This window comes from Microcoleus sp. SVA1B4 (assembly GCF_036700545.1).
GTDB lineage: Bacteria > Cyanobacteriota > Cyanobacteriia > Cyanobacteriales > Microcoleaceae > Microcoleus.
In genome coordinates, this window is record NZ_JAUBPB010000006.1 from 93764 (window position 1) to 117280 (window position 23517).

A 23517-nucleotide genomic window follows, 5' to 3' on the forward strand; every position below is an offset into this window, starting at 1 on the left:
CTCATGGAAATTGTAAAAGTTGTCTGCGATGCTAATGTTTTGTATTCAGCCGCACTCCGCGATTTTTTGATGGAATTAGCAGTTGGTGATGTGTTTGAGCCGAGGTGGACAGAAGAGATTCACGGCGAGTGGATGAGAAACGTGCTTCAAAACAATCCAAATCTCACATTAGAACAGCTTGCCAGAACCAAAAATCTGATGAATGCAAGCATTAAAAATTGTGTGGTGACTGGCTACGAGTTAATTATACCAGAGTTGGAACTTCCAGATCCGGGCGATCGGCACGTTCTAGCAGCAGCAATTCATTCTCGCGCGGATTTTATCGTTACTTTCAATCTCAGGGATTTTCCTACTGAGAATCTCAAACAATATAACATTGAACCGCTGCACCCAGATGACTTTATCCTGCGCTTTCTCAACTTAAAGTTTGAAGGTGTATGCAAAGCAGCCGAGAAACAAAGAATCAGGCTCAAAAATCCGCCAAAAACGCCTGACGAGTATTTACAAACGCTGGTAGAATTGGGACTGCCACTGTCAGCAAATCGGATGCGAGAATTGTGCTATGGAGATTAGTGCGATCGCAAACCGTAGACTTTTCCGAGTTTCTTCCCAGGTTTATTCTTGTATCTTCCCCCAGGCTAACTCTTCGACATAGCCAATATACCACTCATCTACTTTTTCCCACACCGCAGTAAATCTATTTACCCTTGTGCCTCTACTTGAAAAGGGGTATAATTTTATTTGCCAGAGATAATAGGTCGTCAAAACATTACCACAAATTATACCAAGACTGCATCACCCGATCGACGTAAAACAAAACCACCCGATCGCAGATTGGCAGAAATAGACAACAGTAGGCATACTTGAACCATCGGTCATCGGTCGGTATATTTCTTCCAAACAGCACGGCAGGCGTGGGAGACTCCTCCGTTACGCCTGCCTTGCAGTTTTATTTGATAATTGTGTGATTTGTGCGATCGCCAATGATACCAGTTCCCAAAAAGAATTAAACTGTAGATTATATTCAAACCCTTTGGGAATTAGTAATTCCTTAATCGAAAATCGAAAATCGAAAATCGAAAATCGAAAATAGTATCACCCCATTTTTTTCTTCTTCCAAGCCTCCACAAACGGCAAAAACACGGACACCAACTCCTGCCGATTCATCACCAAAGTCGGATAAGAAATCCTGCCGTAATTCTTCCCCACTTCCAGCGGAAAAATAGCCGGGGATTCCAGCGGCAACCAAACCGCACCAGCAGCCTTCACAATTACCCAACTCCCCGCAATATCCCAAATTTTGGGAGTCGCTTCCACCCCTCCCATAGCCACACCCGAAGCCACAGTCAAAAAATTGTAACTAGCCATGCCCAACATCCGAACTTTACTCGGAAGATGAGGCCCGATTCCCACACTCCGCGAACACAAATTAAAAAAATGATTGCCGCTCATTTTATCAGCAGTCGGCCGAATTTGCTGCCCGTTTAAAAAAGCACCTTGAGGCATATTGTCAAACACGCCGCCCGCAAAATCAGGTGCATAAAAACCGTGAAAAGACTGATTAATTGGCGGCAAATGCACGCAGCCAAAAACCGGGGTTCCGCGATACAACAAACCCAAAGAAATACCCCAAATCGGAATTCCCCTAGCAAAATTAGTCGTAGCATCCAAAGGATCGACAACCCAACACCATTCAGTATCTGGGAAAACGTGTTCGCCCTCCTCACTTAAAATCCCGTGACTGGGAAAAGTAGATGCGATCGCACTTCTAATTTCCGCATCAGCCCAATTATCCGATTTCGTCACCAAACTCCCGTCATCCTTCTCATCCGCTTGCGCGGAACCGAAATCTTGCAACAACTGCTGTCCGACTTTCTCGACAGTAACCCGTGCAAAACTTAAAATAGAATCCCAAAAATTAGTCATTAGTTATTAGTTATTGGTTATTGGTTATTGATTATTGAAACTAACAACTGCCACAGCCCAACTGACAACTGACACCTGCTTTCCTGACAACACATCAGTCTAATTCATTTTCAAGAATAGTGGCGATCGCACTTTTAGCATTATCCTGAAACTCCCGAACATCCACCCTACCCAACAACCAAACAGCCAGAATCATACCCACCGCCGGCACAGCAAAAACCAACCCGTAAGCCAACATCGGCACCCCAAACAAACTTCTGCCCAAATCCAAAATAGCACCGCCACTAATCGTCGCCACACCCCGCGCCATCGCCTGCGACAAACCCCAAGCACCAATAAAAGTCCCAGCAGTTTCCGCCGCAGTCAAATCCAACATCAAACTCAGCGCACCCGTCGTAGTAATACCCGAAGCTAAACCAAACAACATTAAAGCAGACTTAAACACAATTGGATTACCAGTAAATCCCGATAAAATAATTAAACCAAAACAAGCAGCAACCGACAAACAGCCCAACCTAATCGTATTTTCCTTGCCAATGCGCGGCACAATTAAAAAACCAGTTGCACTCAAACCGATCAGAGTACCAGTACCATAAATAGCATTCAACTGCGTAGTTTCCGAAATCGACATCTTAAAAATTTCCCCGCCGTAAGGTTCCAAAACTGCATCCTGCATAAACAAGCAAATTGTCATAATCAGCAGGAAAGTAAAAAACAAACCGGTTTGGCGGCTAGCAGTCAAAATCCGCAGCGCACTTCCCAGAGTAATTTTATCTTCTCGATTCACTGCGGACGATCGCATCTTGTACCGCGAATACTTTTTCTCAACGCCAAAAGTCGCAATCCCCACCAACAGCAAAACCAGCGCCGGCACCTTCACAAACAAACCGTTAATCGAAGCCTGCAAAACTTCCCGTGGCACATCCCCATCAATTTGCTTCAGCAAACCACTGCTAACAATCGCCCCGATAATAATACCAACCATCAGCATCGACCACACCACACCCACCAACTTCGATCGATCCTCCTCATCCGAAACATCCACCAACAAAGCAGCAAAAGGAGTCGAACTCGAACAAATAGCAATACCGTAAAGTGCAAAAATCAAACCCAACAAACCCACCCAACCGTAAGTAGGAGTAGTCCACCCCACAGCCTCCAAACTGCTACCCAAGCGCCACATCACCTGCACCGCCAAAAAAGCAGAAATCACAAACACAACCCCGCCCATCCACACATAACCCGTGCGGTGATGGCCAAACAAAGGCTTAGCATCAGACATTTGCCCGAACCACACCCTAGCCGGGGCGACAAACTGGTGCATAGCCAGCGTACCCGCCACCACAGTAGCCGGAATCGCCAACTCTTTAATCATCACGCGATTGAGCACCCCCAGGGTCAAAATCGACATCATGCCCAATCCCATCTGAAACAAACCCAACCGGAACATAGTCACGAGGGTAACTCTCTTGATGGCAGGAGTCGCGGAATCTGTTAATCTTGAATCTGGCAAACGGTCGATCGACATAACTACTCAAATAAACACATCATTTGCACTTATAGTAACTGAGATATCGCCACCAGCCGCCATTCCTCCCCCGGCTAGAAGCTCGATCGGGATTATTCGTATAAATTCATATAAAAATAAAGAGAATCAATAACTGTGGATTTACCAACCGTGACAACCATTACCCTAGGACAAAACGGCCCCGCCGTCATTCCCCTGTGCGTCGGAACTTGGGCTTGGGGCGACAAACTATTTTGGAACTACGGCAGCAACTACGGCGCCGCCGAAGTCGAAGCAGCATTCAAAACATCCCTTGACAACGGAGTCAACTTTTTTGACACAGCCGAAGTCTACGGTAACGGCTTGTCAGAAGAATTACTGGGGCAGTTTCTCAAAAAAACCAGCCAACCCGTGCAAATAGCCACCAAATTCGGCCCCGTACCTTGGCGGATTACAGGAAAATCAGTTTCCGACGCTTTGAGTGCCAGCTTAAAACGCTTGCAAGTAGAACAAATAGCCCTCTACCAAGTGCACTGGCCATTCACTTTTTTACTCAGTCAAGAAACCCTGATGAACGCCTTAGCCGATGAAGTAAAACAAGGCAGAATTCAAGCAGTAGGAGTCAGCAACTATTCAGTAGAACAGATGCGCCAAGCCCATAAAATCCTAGCAGCCAGAGGCGTTCCCCTAGCAACAAATCAAGTCCGTTACTCCTTGCTGTCGCGGCAAGTAGAAAAACAAGGAATTGTGGGTGCAGCCCGCGAATTGGGAGTCACAATTTTAGCATACAGCCCCTTAGCCCAAGGATTGCTCACCGGCAAATACACAGCCCAAGAACCACCTACAGGAGCCCGCAAAATGGACTCCCGCTTCAGCAAAAGCGGCATCGAAAAAATTGAATTAGTCATGTCTACCCTGCGGAAAATGGGCCGAAAGCGCGATCGAACTCCCGCCCAAGTTGCCCTAAACTGGTTGATATGCCAAAACGGAGTCATCCCCATTCCCGGCGCCAAGACTGCCAAACAAGCCCAAGAAAATGCAGGCGCATTAGGCTGGAATTTGAGCCAAGATGAAGTCAATCAATTAGAACTAATGACTCGTCCTTGGCGAGAATAAATTTGTTAATTGTTGACTGTTGACTGTTGACTGTTCGCTGTTCGCCGTAGGTTGGGTTTTACTTCACTCTACCCAACCTACAGTTCACTTTCTTCTCCCCTCTTCCCTCTTCCTTCTTCCCTCTTCCTGACATCCGTTACATCCGTTACATCCGTTACAGAATCCGTTGCCGAACTTCCTTCTTCCTTCAATTATGAAAATCTTAACTGACTGGGGCTTCACGCGCGAAGGCTGGCGCAACAACAGCCGCGGCGAATATTTAGTTTTGCTTCAAGGAGGATTGCTCACAGGATTTGTAATCTTACCAGTTTATCAACTGCCAGGATTAAAAATTCAATCAACCCACTTACTTTATATTATCTGGTTTATGGCCAGTATTCTCGGCTTAACCGGATTAATTTTCATCATCAAAGGATTGATAGACTTAGGAAAAAACCTCACACCTTTACCATATCCCAGAGAAGACGGAGAATTAGTCCAAACAGGCATTTACGGAATAGTGCGGCATCCATTATACAGCGGCTTAATTTTAGCAGCCCTCGGCTGGACACTTTTTCAAATGAGCATATCCCACTTAATAGTCAGCGCACTATTAATAATACTTTTTGAGATCAAAGCCAACCGAGAAGAAACCTGGTTAACCAAAAAATATCCAGACTATTCAGAGTACCGCCAGCGAGTAAAAAAACTAATTCCGGGCATTTATTAAAAATTAGATCGCCCGTAGTTTGCGATTGCAAATGAATCAGTTTAGATTTCGGTATAGTTTTTACCTGAGTCTAGATCCCCCTCGCATCCCCCTTAAAAAAACCCACTTAGAGCTACTTTTCGAGCCATCGTTCTTTAACATACTCGGCGATCGCCGGTTGTAGCATTAAACTGGTTGATGCGGTATAATTGAGCGATAGTTCATCGAAAATGAGCGATCGCTCCGCTAGGGATTGCAATGCTTCCATCAGTTGTCGGCCCGAAACTTTGGGTAAAATTTCTGCTTTTAAATTTGCGGGAGTCGCTCTTTCTTGATTAATTGCAATCCCATACATAATTTGTTGTTGTAAAGGAGACAAGCGATCGAACTGGCGATCGAGCAAATCCCACAAATCGCTAAAAACAGTATTTCCTTGAGCTAAAAATGCGTCAATCTCACCGCTAAAAATAGTTTTAATCGTAGTTGCAGCAAGTTTGATGGCGAGGGAATTACCACCAAAATGGTTGACAAGATTTTGACACTGCAATAGCGTTGGTTTTAATCCTTTATCGGCGAGGATTTTCTGGCATACGGGCGGTGAAATTCCGAAGAGTTGGAGCGATCGCACGGGTGAATTTTCGCCCGATCGCACAGCAAACCCGCCCGGTTGTTCTCTTCCGGTTAAAACCAGACAACTTTCGTGAGTTTCGTCAGCAATGCGCGCAAATAACTGTCGGTATTCTTCATAACCTTGTTGGTATTGTCCGCTGCGATTTCCTCCTTGCAAAATCGACTCCTGATTGTCTAAAATTAACAAACAGCGTTTTTGCCGCAACTGTTCCATGAGAGCGTTAATAGAGTAATTTTTGGCGGTTGATGAACCAGTGAAAATTGGTAAAATATCGCCGAGGATAGCATCTAATGGCGGTGCTTGCTGCAAACTCCGCCAAATTACAAATTCAAATTGAGATTGAAGTTGCTGGGCGAGTTTGACAGACAGAGAAGTTTTACCGATACCGCCAAGTCCAAAAATACCGATCGCGCGGGTAGAATTGCCGCTAATCCAAGTTTTTAATGTTTCCAGTTCCTGTTGCCGGTTGTAAAATTGGGAAACATCGATCGCTTCTCCCCAATCTTGAGTGCTGCTATCTCCTTCGCTAGCCGGCAAGATGCCCGCACTGCAATGCTGGTAACGGCGCAAGACTGCTTGCAGATTTTGCTTTGAGATTTTTTCGCCGATGATTTGAGAGAGATTTCGCCACAAATGCGAACCGACTTTTTTGATATAGTCATGTTCGTAAAGTAAGCGATCGGCTATCTCTTGATAAGAGTGTCCTTCCCAAGTTTGCAGAAAGACGCGGGATTGAATGTCATTGAGTTTTTGCTTTTTGTTTGCGGATTGTAACAGACTATCAACTAGGGCGATCGCCTCTTGTCCCGTCATAGCCATTTTGACCTATTAAGTAAATTTACTTATGTTTCATGACGGCGACTTCCTTTTCAGGAAAGAAAACAAATTGACTGAATTAACCGGAAGGTAATCCCTTTTATCCTTGTCGGTTGAAACCGATACTACACAAGCTTTTGTTCCCCCTTCCGAGACTGAGCAATAAGGGGGATATTTAACCCGGATTGGGGATGAGGTTAATTGCACAATCTCAAATCTCAAATCGATTGAGGAGTTTACGTAAGTTTACAAAAGCTAGTCACTTTTTCTCACCGGCAGGGCGATCGGGGGATTTACGTAAGTTTACAAAAGCTAGTCACTTTTTCTCACCGGCAGGGCGATCGGGGTTGGTTATTCTTTAATAGTTGAGTTTGTTCATTAAATTCATCATTTACAACACCTGGAGGATTTTATGTTTACTTGGGACAATTTTGTGCAGGCTTTGAAGCTAACAACGGTTGAATTTGAACATTTGAAAATTATTCAACTAGCACAAGCAATCTTAGAATCTGGACGCGGTAAGTCAGAACTATTCAAGCTTCATGCAAATCCTTATGGAATGAAGTTTCGGAGAGAAATGAGAGCAATTGCCGATCAGGTTATTTATACTGACAGTGCTGGAGAAACAGACATATACTGCAAGTTTGATGATTTAGAAGAAGCAGTTAAAGGCTATTGGGTGTTTATCGATCGTCCCGTTTATTCGGGTTGGCGAACCAGCAACAGCACTCCTGAAGATTATATTGAGTTTATTGCTTACGCTGGATATATTGGTGGGCCATTTACTGGTTCTGATGAGGATCGAAAGAGTAAAGACGCTTATATCAAGAAAGTCCTTGACCTTGTACCTGAAGCTAAAACTCTTTTGGGTATTTCTTCTCCTACGCCTACACCAACTCGTAAAACTTGGAAGGGTAAAGGAGTGCTTTTAGAGATTGGGCATGGTGTTAACCCAAGTGGTTTTGACCCTGGAGCGGTAGTTGGACGTGAACGTGAATATGACCTCAACAAAATTGCAGCCCAAGAAGCAAAAAATGTCATTCTAGCAGCAGGCGTGCCATGTACCGTTACTGATTTTGGTGGTGTTACTCCGGGGAATGACTTGTATGAAATTGGCAAAACTGCTGAGGGGTTTGATGTTTTTTGTTCAATTCATCACAATGCAGCAAACCGTTCAGCTCAAGGTGCCGAGGTGCTAATTCACAAGACAAAGGGGGATGCCGTAGATCTGGCATTGGCAAAATTGATGAGTGCTGAGATTGCCTCAGAGCTAGGAATTCGCGATCGTATTGCTAGGGGAAGAGATCCCCGTAAAGCTTTAGGGGTTTTAAGCGGAGCAGAAGATACAGATGTTCGTGTTTCAGTGCTTGCAGAAATTTACTTTATGGATGCACCAGTCGCAAATCGCAAAGATTGGAGCGAGCGCGGTGGAAGAGCTGTTGGTCGGGCTATTTTGAAGTGGCTTGCAGCTAATTCATAGGCACTAAGCTGTTCTGCATTTAAATTGTATGTCAAAAAAAATTAACTTTTTGTGGGGAGTAGGGGTTGGGCGTCCCGCCCGCCCTGAATATACAATTTAAATGCGCGACAGCTTAAAACGTTTTCTATCTACGAGATTTATAGAAACAAGGAAAAACAGAATATGGCTCTCATTACGCTGCCAAACGGCACAAGTGTGGATTTGGTCGAGCCAATTTTGGCCGATGGTAATTTCTATTGGTACGAAGCAACTAAAGGAGGGGATAGAATTCCAACCTCTTTAGGCGAACTCAATGGAATTTTGCAGCTTGCTAAGGAAGCCGAGAAAGCACGTTCTGCGCTTGGCGAACCTATGATTGTTACTTCTTGGTATCGCCCCAAGTGGCTCAACGATGAAATTCCCAATGCTTCTCGCAATTCGCAGCATATTCCTGGGAAAGCTATGGATTTTTACTGCATTAACCTTACTCCCTTACAAATCTACAGGAAGTTAGATCCAATCTGGGAGGGAGGGTTAGGTTTATACGGTGGTCATGTACATATTGATGTCAGAGGCAGTAGAGCTAGATTCTAAACCTGTTTTCGGTTTCGCTCTTGAAAGACTTGAAAAATCAGTTGTATCAAAATTTTGTCACTTTTTCTCACCGACAGAGCGACCTATAGCAATCCTAAGTGATTTTCTAGATCCGTAAAATCTCAAAGTCTTGCTATACAACAAGTCTAGGAAGACTAGAGGGCGTTGTGTTGTGAGACTCAGATCGGATTGCTATAGTTTGGGTTTTGATTGAGTTAAGGCAGAGCAAAAGCTGCTAACACCGTATTTCTAATTCCAATACAACAGCTTGAGGTAAATTATAGCTGTCAATCATAACGTTCCGTATTTCAGTCAAGAAGATAACGAAATTGAACCTTGGCGCACTTGCGGTTCTACCAGCACGGCAATGTGTCTGAAGTATTTTCAAGTTGCAGATTTAGGCCCCTGGCCACAGTACGAGGATGATGTAAAAAAACGTTTCGATCGACTGGGAATAGATCACGGTTCTCCCGATGGAATCAAAAGATTGTTAGAAGGTTTAGGGTTGAGAGATAATTTGACATTCAAGGGGAGTCTTTCAGACATCACTCGCTCTCTCGATTCTGGTGAGATATGTATATTGCATGGTTATTGGACGCGGTGGGGTCACATTCTAGTTATTCGCGGTTATAACAACAATGGTGACTTTTTTGTGAACGATCCAACCGGAGAATGGTTCTACGCAGGCTATCGGAAAAATTCCCGATTTTCACCAGACAACAAGGGCGAAAACAAGTTATACAGTCGTAAATTGATATCCTCCGGTGGGAATGCCTTTAGTTTGCGTGAAGCTTTAGATTTTTATGACACTTGGAACAGTAGCAAGATCGAATCTACTGCAACAATGTGGTTGCATCGAGTTTCTAGATAGCTCTGAAAAGTTCCTGCGTTTGCAATTGACATTCTGCTCGCTAAGTGAATTCTCCTCTCAGGGCGATCGCCCTCACGTGATCCATCAGCTCGATCGCCCTTCGTAGCCCAAACTGCTAGCTATTAGAATAGCGATCGCACCTCGTCACTCCTTCATCTCCTCACCAAATAAAGGAAATGAAGATTGCAGGTGCGATCGCTCTTTCCTCTGACTAATGACTAATGACTAATGACTAATGACTTTCATTCATGCCGCGTACCATCAGGCATCACCGCACCCTTTAAATTCGCCCCTGCCAAATTAGTATCCAACAGCAAAGCATTTCTCAGATTAGCACCCTTCAAATTAGAACTTTCCAGATTAGCCATCCACAGATTAGCACCCTCGAAATTCGCCCTTCCAAATCAGCGTTAACGAGAAAAATACCTTTCATAAAAGCACATCTTAAGTTAGCACTTATCAAATTACTCCCTCCCAAATAAGCATCCTCTAAAAACGCCTTTTCTAGATTGCTTACCTCCAAAATTGCCCCAGCCAAATTGCTGCTTATCAGGTAAACCCCAGCCAAGTTTGCCTGTTTCAAGTTAGCATTTACCAAATGCGCGCTCCACAAATTGGCATCTTTCAGGTTGGCTTTTTCTAAATTGACGCCTTCCAGAAAAACTTCGCTCAAATTCCCCCCGGAAAGATTGCAACCTTGACATTCTCTCGCTGTCAGCAATTACCGGACTTGATGCTTGACTGACGAACGGTTCGCTGCGACAATTATTAAACCTGTAGTTGCTAAGGCAATAATACTAAAAGTTGCCAGCCCGATCGCACTTACAAGCTTTCTCTGTTGTATTTTTCGGAAAATCCGCTTGCAGCCCCTAAAAATATTTACAAAATTGCTCATATTTATAATCAAGTGTTTTGCTTCCCTGCCCTTCCCCTTCCCCTTGCCTTATGAAAAAACAGTTAAAATTTAAATTTCTGACGATCGCACTTCTTGTAAGCTTAGCAATAATCGGTGTCGGGTGCGATCGCCTTTTCAAAAAACCCTTTCAACTTCCCGCCTCAGCCAAACAAGAACCCTGGCCAATTCAAACAGGCCTCCGAACCGCCATCCTCCGATCCAACATACCAACAGTCAACCGCGTAGTTTTAGTACCCGACGAAGCCACATTTTTAGCAGCCATCCAAAAATGGAATCTCAAAGGAAACTGGCCGATTCTCATCGAAGATAAAAAATATGCGCCCATGTTTTTGCAGCGCTTTCAACCCGAAGAAATAGTCCGTTTGCCAAGCATCAAACAGCAATTGCCCACCAATCAAAAACTCCAGCAATTAATGCTGAACGCCACAGCAGCAGCCTGGAATGCCACTGATACTCAAACCTTAAAAGCAAAATGGACGCAACTCGGCTGGGAACCCCCAGGAGTAGTAATCACATCAGAAAATGACCCCGCGCGCTCAGCAGCAGTTGCCTTAGCAGCCGCTCACGGCCAACCTTTAGTATTTCTAGAAGGCAACTTCGGAAAACCCAATGATACCCTCAATAACACACAGTGGAAAAATCTGCAACTAGCCGTTACAAAAGCTGTCGAATCAACTGGATTTTTTTATTCTCAACTCGCAGACCCGATCGACACAATAACCATTGTACGCCAACAAGCAGTCAAATATCAATCTCCTGAAAAACCAGACGAACAACTAGCCGTTACCGATGGTTTGGGAAGGCACCCCAACGACGAACGCTGGGCTGCTGTCGGCTGGATTTACGGTTCCGAGGTACGATCGATCTATCAAGCCATGTGTGCCATATTTCTAGACAGCCAAACAGCCATGCTTTATGACAGTTACCCCAAGGAAGGAAATTGGGCAAAATATGAAATGGAGGAAGCAGCTAGCGAACTAAAAACCATAGGTTTAAATGTCGAATTAGTGCAGAAACCCGAATCTAGCCTGGAAAAGTGGCGGAGTTTAGCTTCAAAACTGTGGACATTTGACTTAATATTAATGAATTCCAAAGGCTATCCAAAATCATTCCAAGTGGGCAACGGCGACGCTTTAGTTGAAGACATACCAAAACTACAATTTCCCGCAGCAATCCACATGATCCACAGTTGGTCAGCAGCAGCGCCAGATGACACAAACACCGTTGCCGGAAGGTGGCTAGAGAATGGTGCTTACGCATATATTGGCAGCGTCAACGAACCTTTTTTATCGGCATTTATTCCACCTAAAATAATGGTCGATCGCCTAAAGCGAGGAGCACCCTTTTTAATCGCAGCACGTCAGCTCGAATCCCCACCCTGGAAAGTCGCCACCATCGGCGATCCGCTAATGTCGATCGCCAAACCCAGACCAAGAATTCCGCCCACCCAACAACCGATGTGATACTATCTATGCGCGAGCGAGGATTTTAAAATTGGAGATTTGAGATTTGTGGTTGTAAGGTAAAATATCCAATGGCTAATTCTTTAATTTGAAAGTTGTTTTGCACTGAGTTATATGATATGGCTAGTTCACTGAAGCGCTCAGCATAACCACCCACAAGGTAAATATAGTTAATTAGCATTATAGCCAGAGTATATCTAAGTTTGAATGTAACTGAGCATACAATCACGCCAAATCCGTCGCTCCTCATAATCAGTCATTCCACCTCAGCGGCTAGCCCCAAAAATTTACCCTAAAATACGCCTTAATTAAGTTGTCAATTCCCCTAAAATCACTCAAAATGAAAATAAGAAATAAATTGTAATATTTATATAACTTCTCACCGAAGAATTAACCGCTAAATGAGAGCCATCCCTCCTGTGGATCTGCCGCCACCCGGGCCAACCGCAGCAACTCCCCAAGCCTCCCGACTAAGCCCGCTATTCAACCGCCTGCACCCCAGCCCAGAAACCCTCCTGCTCATCCTCTCCCTAGTCATCGGGGGAGTTACGGGTGCAGGCGTCGTCACCTTTCACTACCTCATCCACTTCATCCACAGCCTGATGCTGGAAGACTTCATGGGGGCGATCGCCTCGAAAGGCTCTTGGACGCTAGCCTGCATTCCCACCATCGGCGGAGTCATCATCGGGCTGATGCGGTGGCGATTTCGGGATTTTGGGCCGAATATGTCTTCCTTAATTGCAGCCACCCGCGGCCTGCAAGAACTCTCCCCCCTCAAACCCATCACCAAAATGGTGGCGGCCTCAGTTTCCCTCGGCACCGGCGCCTCCCTCGGCCCGGAAGCGCCCAGTGTCGAAATCGGCGCCAACTTCGGAATGCTGCTGGCTCAAGTCTTGCAGCTTTCCCCAGAACGGCAGCGCTTGCTCCTCGGCGCGGGAGCTGCTGCTGGTTTATCCGCCGGGTTTAACTCTCCCATCGCCGGAGTCTTCTTTGCCTTAGAAGTCGTGCTCGGCAGCACCTTCGCCACTTCGTCAGTCAGCGTTGTCTTGCTCTCCGCCGTAGTTTCGGCGCTCATCGCTCAAATCTGCTTGGGAGCTCAGCCGGCCTTTTCTTTGCCGATCTACGATGTCCGCAGCCCCCTGGAACTGCCTCTGTATATGGGATTGGGACTTTTAGCGAGCGGAGTGTCTCTAGCCTACACAGAAGCAATTCAATTAGCCGAGGGCTGTTTTCAAGGAAAAGTCCGAGGATTTGCTTGGCTCGGACGACTGCCCCGGCCGCTTCACCCGATCATCGGCGGGGCCGCAGTCGGCTTAGTCGCCCTGCAATTGCCTCAAATTTTGGGTGTTGGCTACGAAACAGTCCAAGCCATGCTCCAAGATGTTAAATTTTCCTTGCCTTTGCTGTTGCTGCTGCTGTTTGTCAAACTGGCGATGACAGCAATCAGCCTCGGCAGCGGTTTAGTGGGCGGTATCTTCGCTCCGGCGATGTTTTTGGGAGCTTCCCTGGGTTCGGCTTACGGCCTCTTTTTGGAAATGCTGCCGGCAATGAGCGATCGAGTTGCGGGCCCTGCCGCCTACGCAATGGTGGGAATGGCCGCCGTGCTCGCCGGCAGCGCCCGAGCACCGCTGACAGCCATCCTATTGATGTTTGAATTAACCCGCGATTACCGGATTGTCTTGCCTTTGATGGCAGCAGTCGGATTGAGCGTTTGGCTGGTGGAGTGTGTCAACCGCCGATCGACAGCCCACAGCCTCAACCTTCAGCAAATGGGCGTAGACGTGGCTGTCAATACACCGATCAAAGCCAGAGAACAGTTGCAGGATTGGGAAGATGTTCTGGGCGATCGCATCGTCACAGAGTTGATTTCTTGCCAACTCCCCACCGACAGCGAACACAGTATCGAGGAGCCTGTGCTGGCGATAGCTAATTCACATTTGCCGGAAAATGTCAAACCATTACCTGAAACAAAATCAGCAGTTTGACGGCTCTCAAATCGGGTTGTTTCGCCACCAAACCGATAACCTTAAAGCTAAATCTGACAACTATGATATTTATCAACCCGAAAACGGATTACGCCTTCAAAAAAATATTCTGTTCCTCAGAAAGCAAAGATATTCTAATTAGCTTTCTCAACGCTCTAATTTATGAAGGCAATCCCACCATCCAAGACTTAGAAATTATCAACCAGAATCTGCCGAGGCAACTTGAAAGTTTAAAAGATACTTACCTCAATGTCACAGCAAAACTAGACGATGGCAGCTTAGTCATTATTGAAATTCTAGTTCTCAACGTTCAATATTCTGGCAATCGGGTGTTGTACAATGCAGCCACAACCTACGCATTTCAATTGCAAAGAGGAGAAGGCTATCGAATGCTCAAGCCATTAATAGCTTTAACCATTACAGATTTTGAAATGTTTCGCAACAGCCCTAACTTAATTTCGAGATTTGTGTATAAAGAAGTTAAAAGCAATTTAAACTATCCCGAAGATGCCATGAACTTAGTGTTTGTAGAATTACCTAAATTCCATAAAGAAGCAAGTCAACTAGAAACTTTGACAGATAAATGGATATATTTCATGAAATATGCCAGAATTCTCTCAGAAGTTCCCGAAACAATCGATAGCGTACCGGAAATCCACAAAGCATTCGATCTTGCCAATCAAGCCCGGTTAAGTCGGGAAGAAGTAGAAGTTTTGGAACGCAGGGAACAGTTTATTCACGATCAACAGGGGGCAATTATTAAAGCTTTTGAAGAAGCAAGACAGGCAGGAATACAGGAAGCAAGAGAGGAAAGAAAACGAGAAGAAACGCTAGCGATCGCCCGACAATTACTTTCACAGCTAGATAATGCCACGATCGCCCAAGTTACGGGGCTTAGCGTTGAGGATGTGCAGAATTTGCGCTCGACCAATTCATAGTTTAAAGTGGGCGATCGTACCTTGAGCCGATCGCCCACCCTCAACCCCTCGACATCGCAGACAGTGGCGCTACCCTCAAATCTGCTCTAAAATAATCAAAAATTATAAACAAGCCCAGAGGCGCTGAGGTGACTCCTAACGAGGGAACGGCAAACAGCGAAAGTCAGAAAATACCCGGCAAAACCCCCTTGGGTTCTAGTTACTACGGCTTGTTAGGGCTGCATCCTTCCGCATCGCCGATCGAAATTCGGCGATCGTACCGGGAACTGAGCAAACTCTACCATCCCGATACCACCGAGCTGCCGCCCGCAGTCGCCACCGCCAAATTTCAGCAGCTCAACAACGCCTACGCCACCCTCAGCAACCCAGAACGTCGCCTCGCCTACGACCTCAAAATAGGCTATTCTCGCCTGAACGTGATTCAGTCGCCCCCAGGCTTCAATACTCCGGTTTCGGGATCGGGCAAAAAAACTTCCAACTCCGCTTACCTAGATCCCACGGATCGACCCCTTTCTCCCGGAGAAATGTTCGCTCTGTTTATCATGGGAGCTAGCTTAATCGGATGTTTGGTACTGGCGATCGCGATCGGCTTAATTCGCGGCAATTAAAGCCTCCAATCCCAAATCTCCAATCTACAATCGGAAATCCCCAATCCGAAATCCCCAATCTAAAATCCAAAATCTAAAATCTAAAATCCCATGACTCTTCCTTCCGCTGACACTCCTTTGTACAACCATCCACTCCCGGAAATCGAGCAGTGGCTAAAAAGCCGCGGCTGCCAGCAAGATCGGCGAGAACTCCACTGCTGGCAGATCGAGCAACTTACATGGAAAGCAGAACTCTCCCTCGATATTGACCAACTTACCGTCCGCTACATCGATGCTGGAGCCGACGGCCAAGACATTCAGCGAGCATTCAAATACTCCCTCTCACGTCAAGACATTGAAGCGGCCGTTTTCTCCGGCCCCTAATTTGATTTTAGATTTTAGATTTTAGATTTTAGATTTGTCCTCCAATCTAAAATCTAAATTCGTTATGTTGAGCAGGAGATGACCTACTTGGAAACTAAAAAATCAACCAAAAAATCTAAAATCTAAAATCCCAAATCCAAAATCGTTAGACTTTGCCAAATCGGCGACTGCGCTTCTGATAATCAGACAAAGCGCGGTGAAACTCCGATCGATCAAAATCCGGCCACAGCGTCTCAGTAATGTAAATTTCCGAATAAGCCATTTGCCATAGTAGAAAATTGCTCAACCGCATTTCCCCGCTCGTCCGGATCAGCAAATCCGGGTCACAAACATCAGCAGTATACAAATAGCGTTTAAATAAAACCTCATCAATCTCCTCCGGCTGCAACTTGCCCTCTTTCACCTGAGTGGCGATCGCCCGACAAGCTTGTACAATCTCCTGACGCCCCCCGTAATTCGTCGCCACCGTAAACAAAATCCCCTGATTATGCTGAGTGGCCGTCACAGAACGCTCGATTTGGGCCTGCAAAGACTTCGGCAAAGCCTGCAAATTCCCCATAAATTGAATTTGCACGTCCTCGTCCACCATCTCCCGCAATTCTTGTCGCAACTTACCCTCAAACAAACTCATTAAAAAATCCACTTCCCCGGCAGGCCGCCCCCAATTCTCCGTCGAAAAAGCATAGGCCGTTAAAGCTGGAATCCCCCAATCTTTGCAGCAGCGCAGCAGTTCCTTCAGAGTGCTAGCTCCTCGGCGGTGCCCCGCAATCCGCGGCAAGCCCTTCTTCTTAGCCCAGCGCCCGTTCCCGTCCATAATCACTGCTATGTGCTTAGGCAGTAGTTCCTGTTGCAGATCCTCCGGCAACTTTTCCAAGCAAATTCCTTGACTCATGGTTTCTCCCGATTACCCGACTAACGGCGCAGTATCCGTTTTAATAGCGTCACTCCCTTCAATCCTATCTGGCGTCCGAGATTGCCGATCGGAATTGGAGCCACAACTCTTTCTCCCTCGGACGGAAACAGCTTTGCTTCCAGCAATTCCTTAAGTTTGTTGCTAGTCAAAGGTCGATTTAAAAGTCCCATCTGGGCTAAAGAAATAGAACCCGTTTCCTCGGACACCACCACGCACACGCAAGCTTGCACCCGTTCCGTAATCCCCATCGCCGCCCGGTGGCGCGTTCCCAACTGCCGCGACGCAGTGCGATCGGACAAAGGCAAAATTACTCCCGCCGACACGATCCGCGAACCTCGAATCAAAACAGCCCCGTCGTGCAGCAAAGTTTGCGGCTGAAAGATAGTCTGCAACAATTCTTTAGAAACTTCAGCATTTAGCTTTAACCCCGGCACAGAAAAATCTCGATCGTCGATCGGAGAATCTGTTTCTATAATTAGTAAAGCGCCCGTCCGGTTTTGCGAAAGTTCTTTTACTGCGTCCACAATTTCATCTATTACGCTGTCCGGTTCGGGAGTTGGCCGGCGATCGCGTCCAAACAATTGCCGAAATTCCCCCCGACCCAATTGTTCCAGAAATCGGCGAAACTCCGACTGCAATATTACCGCCATTGCCACAGCCGAACCAGTCACCAAGCTATTTAGCGCAACGTGCAACAGCCTCAATCCAGCCCAGTTGCTCACCGCCGCCGCCAGCATCAAAATGATAAATCCCCGTACCATCCACAGCGTTCTGCGCTCGCCAACAATGACGAGCACCAAATACGCAAGGGCAAAAACCAGTCCAATATCGATCCCTTGAATCAATAAGGACTGAACCAGGGCCAAGTCAAAGCCAGATTGTTGATTGTTCATGGTTCATCGAACGCTACCGCCTGTGAACCGCGAACCGTGATGCACTCGAACCCGTGAACCATGAACAGTTGTTATAAGGAATACTCTGAAAATCCCCGTGTTTTTAGACCGGGGAGTGTCAATCCAATCGCGTGACTGAACAAGGCAAAAGTTAAAAGTGAAAAGGCAATCGTCACTAAGTAAACATGGATTGTCTTTCTTTTAACTTTTAACTTTTAACTTCTAAGTTTTTACTTTTGAGCTCCGAGTCGTTCAGGAAGGCGGTCAAGCCTCAGCAAATCCTGGTAAGTTTCCCGCTGTATAATCGTGTTAACTTCCCCATTTCTCACTAAAACCGCTGCCGGTCGGGGTACTCGGTTATAGTTAGAAGCCATACTGTAATTGTATGCCCCTGTGGCCGTAACCGCGAGGACATCTCCGGCATGACACTCGGGCAATTTGGCATCTTTAATCAGAACATCGCCTGATTCGCAGTGTTTCCCAGCAATTGTCACTGTTTCCGTTAAGGCAGCAGACATTTTACCGGCTGCGAGGACTCGATAAACTGATTGATAGGTAATAGGACGCGGATTGTCCGACATCCCTCCATCCACAGCTAGATACGTCCGCATGGACGGAATGACTTTTTTAGAGCCAACGGTGTAAGCTGTAACGCAAGCTGTACCGACGAGCGATCGACCCGGTTCGCAAAGCAATTTTGGTAATGGCAATTGCTGCCGCTCGCAAGCTGCTACCACTGCGGAGCAAATTGTACGAGCCCAATCTTCAATGCTGGGAGGATCGTCCGCTTCAGTATAGCGAATGCCCAACCCCCCGCCAATATTAATTTCTGTTGCTGGCAAACCATAACTCTGTGCTTTTGTCAAGGCCTGAATGATGACTTCAGCTAAATCGTCATGGGGTTGCAGTTCAAAAATCTGAGATCCGATGTGAGCGTGCACTCCCACGCAAAATAACGACGATTGTTGGCTGATGAATTTAAATACTCGATCGAGCGAGTTGGGATCAAAGCCAAATTTACTGTCGATTTGACCCGTCTGAATGTACTCGTGGGTGTGACACTCAATTCCTGGAGTAAACCGCACCATAACTCGTGTCGGCCCACCTGTGAGGCTGCTGACACCCGATTCTCCCAACTCTGCTAGAGTCTCTAAATCCCGCCAATTGTCGGCTACGGTAATGCAGCCGCTTTCGACAGCTAGCTGGAGTTCCTCGCGGGACTTGTTGTTACCGTGGAAGTAGATTTTGTCGGGACTGACTCCGGCTTGCAGTGCAGTGTAGATTTCCCCGGCGGATACGACATCTATGCCTAAACCTTCGTCCGCTGCGATCGCGCAAACTGCCAAACAACTCCAAGCTTTAGAAGCATAGAGCACTTGAGATTCGCCCGGATAGTAACGCCCGAAAGCATCCCGGTACTGGGTACAAGCCGCCCGCAACGTTTCTTCGTCTAAAATATACAACGGCGAGCCAAATTGCTCCACCAAAGCTGTCACCTCGCAGCCTCCGATTTCCAACCGATCGCTGCTGTTAACACTGGCTGTCAGCGGTAACAGTTCTTGATTGGGCGATCGAGTTTGCAGAGCTTGTTGAGACTCAGACAGATACTTAAGTCCAGATTCTACCCCGATCGATTGAGTTGATACCATCTCGCAATAACTATCCTTACGGTCTTTCCCAGTGTACAATTGACCGCAAGCAATTGGGTCATAAGCGCCCAGATTGATGCTTTTGAGTAATTTTAAAATCTAAAATCTAAAATCTAAAATCCCCTGTGCGTTTTATAGAAATTAAACATCTCGCCCCAGAACACCTGCCTGACGCCGTAGAACTCGATCGGCTTTGTTTTGGCGGACTTTGGGCGATCGAAGGCTACAGGCGCGAGTTAGACAGTCCTAACAGCGATTTATTAGGTCTTTGGACATGGGAAACTGACGACTGTGAATCAGCTCAACATGGGGCGGACACGCACCCCGTACAAAACCGGGCGGGCACGGGGGCACCGCCCCTACAAAACCGGGCGGGCACGGGGGCACCGCCCCTACAAAACCGGGCGGGCACGGGGGCACCGCCCCTACAAAACCGGGCGGGCACGGGGGCACCGCCCCTACAGATTTCGCGAACTCTCATCGGTATCGGTTGTTTGTGGGCGATTTTAGAGGAAGCTCACATTACAATGCTCGCAGTTCATCCTCAGTTTCAACGTCAGGGTTTGGGACAAGCTCTGCTTTTGGCTTTGCTAAAATCGGCTTGTGAAAGACAATTAGAACGGGCAACTTTAGAAGTGCGAGACTCGAATTTAGCCGCAGTTTCTTTGTACAAAAAGTTTGGTTTTAAAGAAGCAGGACTGCGGAAACGATACTACGAAGACACTGGGGAAGATGCTCTGGTAATGTGGCGCAGCGCTCTGGAAAAACCGGAGTTTCAGCGATATTTGGCGGTTGAGAAAGTGCGGATGTGCGATCGGCTGCATCAGAAAAAATGGCATTGGGCGATCGACATTTTTGAGTTGTGAGCATGAGGCTCCAGAAACCTGGTTTTTTACGACCATACTTCATTGCCACCCGCAAACTCGATAAAAACCCGGTTTTTTTTGTCGGTATTCAAGCACCCATGAGGCTTCAGAAACCGGGTTTTTTACAACAATACTTGATTGCCGCCCATAAATTCGATAAAAACCCGGTTTTTTTTGTCGGTATTCAAGCACCCATGAGGCTTCAGAAACCGGGTTTTTTACAACAATACTTGATTGCCGCCCGCAAACTCGATAAAAACCCGGTTTCTTTTGACTGAAATTTTCACAATATCTCCTAATTTTGGCTCAAAAACTCTAGTAAATTTACGGTATCAAATACGGCAAAAAAGCTTTAATCTCTATCCCAAGATGTTGTTTTCGTTAATTGCTGCTACAGACGAAAACAAACTCACTGCTGTGGGTCAAGCCTTTCAAAACAGGAATATCTAATGAACATAAAATATGGACTGACCGCTATCCTTGGAACATATTTAATATCCACATTTGGAGGAGCGACCGCTATGGCAGCCACAATAGGAGGCACAATCAGGGTTGACGTAAGTGGGGGCGACTTCGCGGGGGTCTACACAGGTGACTTTGCCTACGACGACACATACCTGACCAAAGCCGGCTCAGAATCCATGAGCATCAATGGTCGTGGAAGCCGAACTCGACCGGGACTGCTATCTTTTAACTTTAGATTTCTCGACTTTGTAACAGGATTAACTCCTGTTACCTATACGGTCAATGATGTAGACAACTTCCCAAACGCTCCAGTTTTGCTTTTCGAGAATGGAATTCCCACTCAATTTGCCTTACAAGTTTTTTCTGAATCTGGAAATGACGCATTTGGGTTCTTAGATCCCAAGGCATTTTTTTTCGCCTTGCAGAATGGAACTAATGGAGGTGATGGGATTGTGACCTTAAAAATTACTGAACCTACTACTGAACCTACTCCTGTACCAGAGAACTCTTCTCCCTTCGCCTCATTGTTGGCTTTCTTGGGCTTGGGTGGGGTTCACCTGTGGAGAAAGTCGAGAAAGCGTTAGTCAACAGAAACAAATAATCTTTAACAACCTAACTTGAGAGGAATTTCCCATGACAGTAATCGATACTCCGTTTTTGGTGACAGGTGGCGAAACTAAGAACCCACCTAGCAATGCTTTTAGTCCAAGTCAGCGTCAAATAAATATTCGCGCGCCCTTCTCCGTTCCCTCTGCCGAGCAATGGAGTGGACAAAAAGTATGGCTGCTACTTCCGGGTTTCACAAATCCCGCCGATTATTACGATCCAAATCTGGCGGCAGCCATCAGGGATGCCAACCCAAACGATACGGTTTTAGCCCTTGACTGGACTCAAGTGAGCGGAACCAAGTTTTTCAATATTGGGCCATTAGGGATAGCCGCTGGAGACCTTTACAGATCGGGTTCGTGGATTACCCCAGTGGCAAACGCAGTCCGAGACAAACTTGTTGAGTGGGGAATGCCAGCCGCAGCACTCAATATTGTTGGTAATAGTCTCGGCGCTCACTTAGCCAGCGATCTTGCTGCCAGTTTTACTAGCTACGGAAGTCAAGTAAGTTCGGTGACAGCCCTTGACCCAGCATCAAATAAAGCCAGAGGTGTCAGTCCATACGATACAGATAATGGCTACGATACTGACCTATCAAATGGATACTTAGAAAACGGAGGAACTCCAGACCCAATCAAACGCTTAGACCTTGGTGGTGCTGCGGTTTCAAGAAGTTTTAATGGCATCAGTAGTTTAGCAGGAAATGAAGCTCAAGCTGGAACTGCTAAGGAATCTTTCCTGTTTGACTTCGGCACCAATCCGGGTAATATCTCGGCACAAATTGCTCAACACAACGGTGTCGTCACCGCCTACACAAATTTGGTTAAAACTGATGCAGCCGGCCATTCTCGTTTAGCCACAAATATTCTGGGTCTGAGTGACACGCGGGCAGATCATCAATTTCGACCAAATTTCTATAAAGGGGATTTTAATGTCTCTCCTCAAGTGCATGAAGGAGTGATTCCTGTTGATACTGAATATAATCCTTTGTTTCTAGTTGGTGCTAAGCTTGATGGCGGGATAAATGACCGAATCATCTATGGGACTAACAGAAACGACGTATTAACAGGGACTGGGGTTTTTGCCAAATATTACAACAACAACGGCAACCATACTTATTATTTTGGGGATGGGGACGATATTGTCTCTGCTGGCACTGGCAATGATATCATCTCTGGGGGGAATGGAGTTGACGCCCTTGGTGGCGGAGATGGAAATAATCTGATCTTTGGTGAGGCGGGTGGTGATTTTATCACTGCTGGCACTGGGAATGACACCATCTCTGGCGGGCCTGGAAATGACAACATCAATGGCGGAAATGGCAGGAATACCATTCGCGGTGATGAGGGTAATGATTATCTCACTGGTGGAAACGGCATCAATATCTTGTTTGGTGGTTTGGGGAACGACACTCTCGCAGGTGGTACCGGTCAGAACATATTAAGAGGTTCAGAAAACAACAGTTTGTCTAGTGCTGAGGTAGATACTTTAATTGGCAACAGCGGTCAATCTCTTAACACATTTTATATTGGTGATGGTACAAGAAATTGGTACTCAGTCGCTGGTGGAAATGATTACGCCTATATTCAGAGGTTTAATCCAGACAGTGACATAATTTTGGGTGGCGTGAATATTGAGGCGCAAAACCTCATCACTCAAACTTTTCTCTGGGCGGGAAGTGAATTGATTGCAAAGATTGACGGTCTCTGGGCTTCGCAAATGCAGTTCCCTGTAAGGATATTTTAGGCTTGACCTTTCTCCGGTATTGCAGAGGTAGCTGCGAGCAGTCAATCTTTAGAACTTGGCAACACTACACTACGATCGATTTTGAGGTTTGTAGTTGCGCTAAAGGAAAACCATAAACTTTCAGTGCACGCATTCCGACTAAAGAAACCGGGTTTTTTGCTAAATTTGTGGGCTACAGCGCGTCTTTTCGTGAAAAAACTCGGTTTCTGGGCCTCATCCGTAAGTCCTAATTTTTTTAAAGTTCGTACATCGATCGCCAGTCTAACCAATAACTTTTGTAAAAAAACTGCCCTACACTTCGAGAAATATCCATTTGGCACCTGCATGACAGCCAAAAAGATTATGCTAGAATCCATCAATACGCAGTCGTAGGTTGGGCACGGGCCGAGAAGAGCAATCTTCTTGCAGTCTAGGGGAGGTTGTAGGTCAGCCACCATTTGGGTCTTCCCAGTTGAAAGCCACCCTGCAACATGAGCCTGGAATCTGCAACCGCAGCCG

24 protein-coding genes are annotated in these 23517 nt (G+C 46.3%); 15 read left to right on the top strand and 9 right to left on the bottom strand.

Annotated features, from left to right (window positions below; translation table 11 throughout):
• Positions 1-3 precede the first annotated feature (3 nt).
• Positions 4-573 (top strand): PIN domain-containing protein, encoded by a 570-nt coding sequence (locus QT987_RS04940; RefSeq protein WP_333237802.1) that lies wholly within the window; start codon positions 4-6, stop codon positions 571-573.
• A 522-nt stretch (positions 574-1095) separates the two neighbouring features.
• On the opposite strand, the gene QT987_RS04945 is transcribed toward QT987_RS04940, so the two are convergent.
• Complete coding sequence (locus QT987_RS04945; protein ID WP_333055514.1) at positions 1096-1926, bottom strand: inositol monophosphatase family protein; 831 nt, start codon at positions 1924-1926, stop codon at positions 1096-1098.
• 94 nt (positions 1927-2020) lie between these two features.
• The gene (locus QT987_RS04950) at positions 2021-3454 is read right to left on the bottom strand and encodes a BCD family MFS transporter (protein WP_333237804.1); all 1434 of its coding nucleotides are present in this window, start codon (positions 3452-3454) and stop codon (positions 2021-2023) included.
• Positions 3455-3604: 150 nt separating this feature from the next.
• Here QT987_RS04950 and QT987_RS04955 point away from each other — a divergent pair, with 150 nt between their 5' ends.
• Positions 3605-4549: an aldo/keto reductase gene (locus tag QT987_RS04955; protein WP_333208184.1), complete on the top strand. Its 945-nt coding sequence runs from the start codon at positions 3605-3607 to the stop codon at positions 4547-4549.
• A gap of 193 nt (positions 4550-4742) precedes the next feature.
• A complete protein-coding gene (locus QT987_RS04960; RefSeq protein WP_333237806.1) occupies positions 4743-5258 on the top strand; it encodes an isoprenylcysteine carboxylmethyltransferase family protein in 516 nt (171 codons plus the stop codon).
• 112 nt (positions 5259-5370) lie between these two features.
• Here QT987_RS04960 and QT987_RS04965 read toward each other — a convergent pair whose 3' ends face one another.
• Positions 5371-6681 (bottom strand): NB-ARC domain-containing protein, encoded by a 1311-nt coding sequence (locus QT987_RS04965; protein ID WP_333237809.1) that lies wholly within the window; start codon positions 6679-6681, stop codon positions 5371-5373.
• A gap of 415 nt (positions 6682-7096) precedes the next feature.
• On the opposite strand from QT987_RS04965, the gene QT987_RS04970 reads away from it, so the two are divergent.
• The 3 genes from QT987_RS04970 to QT987_RS04980 all read left to right on the top strand — a co-directional run bounded on the left by QT987_RS04970 (position 7097) and on the right by QT987_RS04980 (position 9608).
• Positions 7097-8164: an N-acetylmuramoyl-L-alanine amidase gene (locus QT987_RS04970; RefSeq protein ID WP_333237811.1), complete on the top strand. Its 1068-nt coding sequence runs from the start codon at positions 7097-7099 to the stop codon at positions 8162-8164.
• Positions 8165-8326: 162 nt separating this feature from the next.
• Positions 8327-8737 (top strand): D-Ala-D-Ala carboxypeptidase family metallohydrolase, encoded by a 411-nt coding sequence (locus QT987_RS04975; RefSeq protein ID WP_333237814.1) that lies wholly within the window; start codon positions 8327-8329, stop codon positions 8735-8737.
• 280 nt (positions 8738-9017) lie between these two features.
• Positions 9018-9608, top strand: coding sequence for a C39 family peptidase (locus QT987_RS04980; protein ID WP_333237930.1), 591 nt, complete (start codon positions 9018-9020; stop codon positions 9606-9608).
• Positions 9609-9850: 242 nt separating this feature from the next.
• Here the strand turns inward: QT987_RS04980 and QT987_RS04985 are convergent, their stop codons facing one another.
• From QT987_RS04985 to QT987_RS04995, 3 genes are read right to left on the bottom strand one after another with little or no spacing between them, the layout of a single operon-like run.
• A complete protein-coding gene (locus tag QT987_RS04985; RefSeq protein ID WP_333237817.1) occupies positions 9851-9976 on the bottom strand; it encodes a pentapeptide repeat-containing protein in 126 nt (41 codons plus the stop codon).
• Positions 9949-10329 carry a pentapeptide repeat-containing protein gene (locus tag QT987_RS04990; protein ID WP_333237819.1) on the bottom strand — a complete coding sequence of 127 codons (381 nt, stop codon included), beginning with the start codon at positions 10327-10329 and terminating at the stop codon, positions 9949-9951. The genes QT987_RS04985 and QT987_RS04990 overlap by 28 nt, the downstream gene beginning before the upstream one ends.
• On the bottom strand, positions 10330-10503 hold the full coding sequence (locus QT987_RS04995) for a hypothetical protein (RefSeq protein WP_333237821.1): 174 nt from the start codon (positions 10501-10503) through the stop codon (positions 10330-10332).
• Between the two features lie 50 nt (positions 10504-10553).
• On the opposite strand from QT987_RS04995, the gene QT987_RS05000 reads away from it, so the two are divergent.
• From QT987_RS05000 to QT987_RS05020, 5 genes are all read left to right on the top strand, one after another.
• Entirely contained in the window at positions 10554-11987 is a 1434-nt protein-coding gene (locus QT987_RS05000) for a hypothetical protein (protein WP_333237823.1), read from the top strand.
• 401 nt (positions 11988-12388) lie between these two features.
• A complete protein-coding gene (locus tag QT987_RS05005; protein WP_333237825.1) occupies positions 12389-13972 on the top strand; it encodes a chloride channel protein in 1584 nt (527 codons plus the stop codon).
• Between the two features lie 62 nt (positions 13973-14034).
• Positions 14035-14910 (top strand): Rpn family recombination-promoting nuclease/putative transposase, encoded by an 876-nt coding sequence (locus tag QT987_RS05010; RefSeq protein ID WP_333237827.1) that lies wholly within the window; start codon positions 14035-14037, stop codon positions 14908-14910.
• Positions 14911-15038: 128 nt separating this feature from the next.
• Positions 15039-15518, top strand: a complete 480-nt coding sequence (locus QT987_RS05015) for a J domain-containing protein (RefSeq protein WP_333237830.1) — start codon at positions 15039-15041, stop codon at positions 15516-15518.
• A 90-nt stretch (positions 15519-15608) separates the two neighbouring features.
• The gene (locus QT987_RS05020) at positions 15609-15881 is read left to right on the top strand and encodes a DUF3143 domain-containing protein (protein WP_333039717.1); all 273 of its coding nucleotides are present in this window, start codon (positions 15609-15611) and stop codon (positions 15879-15881) included.
• A 145-nt stretch (positions 15882-16026) separates the two neighbouring features.
• Here QT987_RS05020 and QT987_RS05025 read toward each other — a convergent pair whose 3' ends face one another.
• The 3 genes from QT987_RS05025 to lysA form a co-directional block, all read right to left on the bottom strand.
• Positions 16027-16773: an isoprenyl transferase gene (locus tag QT987_RS05025; RefSeq protein ID WP_333237832.1), complete on the bottom strand. Its 747-nt coding sequence runs from the start codon at positions 16771-16773 to the stop codon at positions 16027-16029.
• Between the two features lie 20 nt (positions 16774-16793).
• A complete protein-coding gene (gene cdaA, locus QT987_RS05030; RefSeq protein WP_333055496.1) occupies positions 16794-17687 on the bottom strand; it encodes a diadenylate cyclase CdaA in 894 nt (297 codons plus the stop codon).
• A gap of 230 nt (positions 17688-17917) precedes the next feature.
• Entirely contained in the window at positions 17918-19336 is a 1419-nt protein-coding gene (lysA, locus tag QT987_RS05035; protein ID WP_333237834.1) for a diaminopimelate decarboxylase, read from the bottom strand.
• 125 nt (positions 19337-19461) lie between these two features.
• Between lysA and rimI the strand changes: the two genes are divergently transcribed.
• From rimI to QT987_RS05055, 4 genes are all read left to right on the top strand, one after another.
• The gene (rimI, locus tag QT987_RS05040) at positions 19462-20202 is read left to right on the top strand and encodes a ribosomal protein S18-alanine N-acetyltransferase (protein ID WP_333237836.1); all 741 of its coding nucleotides are present in this window, start codon (positions 19462-19464) and stop codon (positions 20200-20202) included.
• 2 nt (positions 20203-20204) lie between these two features.
• Positions 20205-20480: a hypothetical protein gene (locus QT987_RS05045; protein WP_333237838.1), complete on the top strand. Its 276-nt coding sequence runs from the start codon at positions 20205-20207 to the stop codon at positions 20478-20480.
• 243 nt (positions 20481-20723) lie between these two features.
• Positions 20724-21251, top strand: a complete 528-nt coding sequence (locus QT987_RS05050; protein WP_333237840.1) for a hypothetical protein — start codon at positions 20724-20726, stop codon at positions 21249-21251.
• Between the two features lie 49 nt (positions 21252-21300).
• The gene (locus tag QT987_RS05055; RefSeq protein WP_333237842.1) at positions 21301-23019 is read left to right on the top strand and encodes a hypothetical protein; all 1719 of its coding nucleotides are present in this window, start codon (positions 21301-21303) and stop codon (positions 23017-23019) included.
• Positions 23020-23517: the final 498 nt, after the last annotated feature.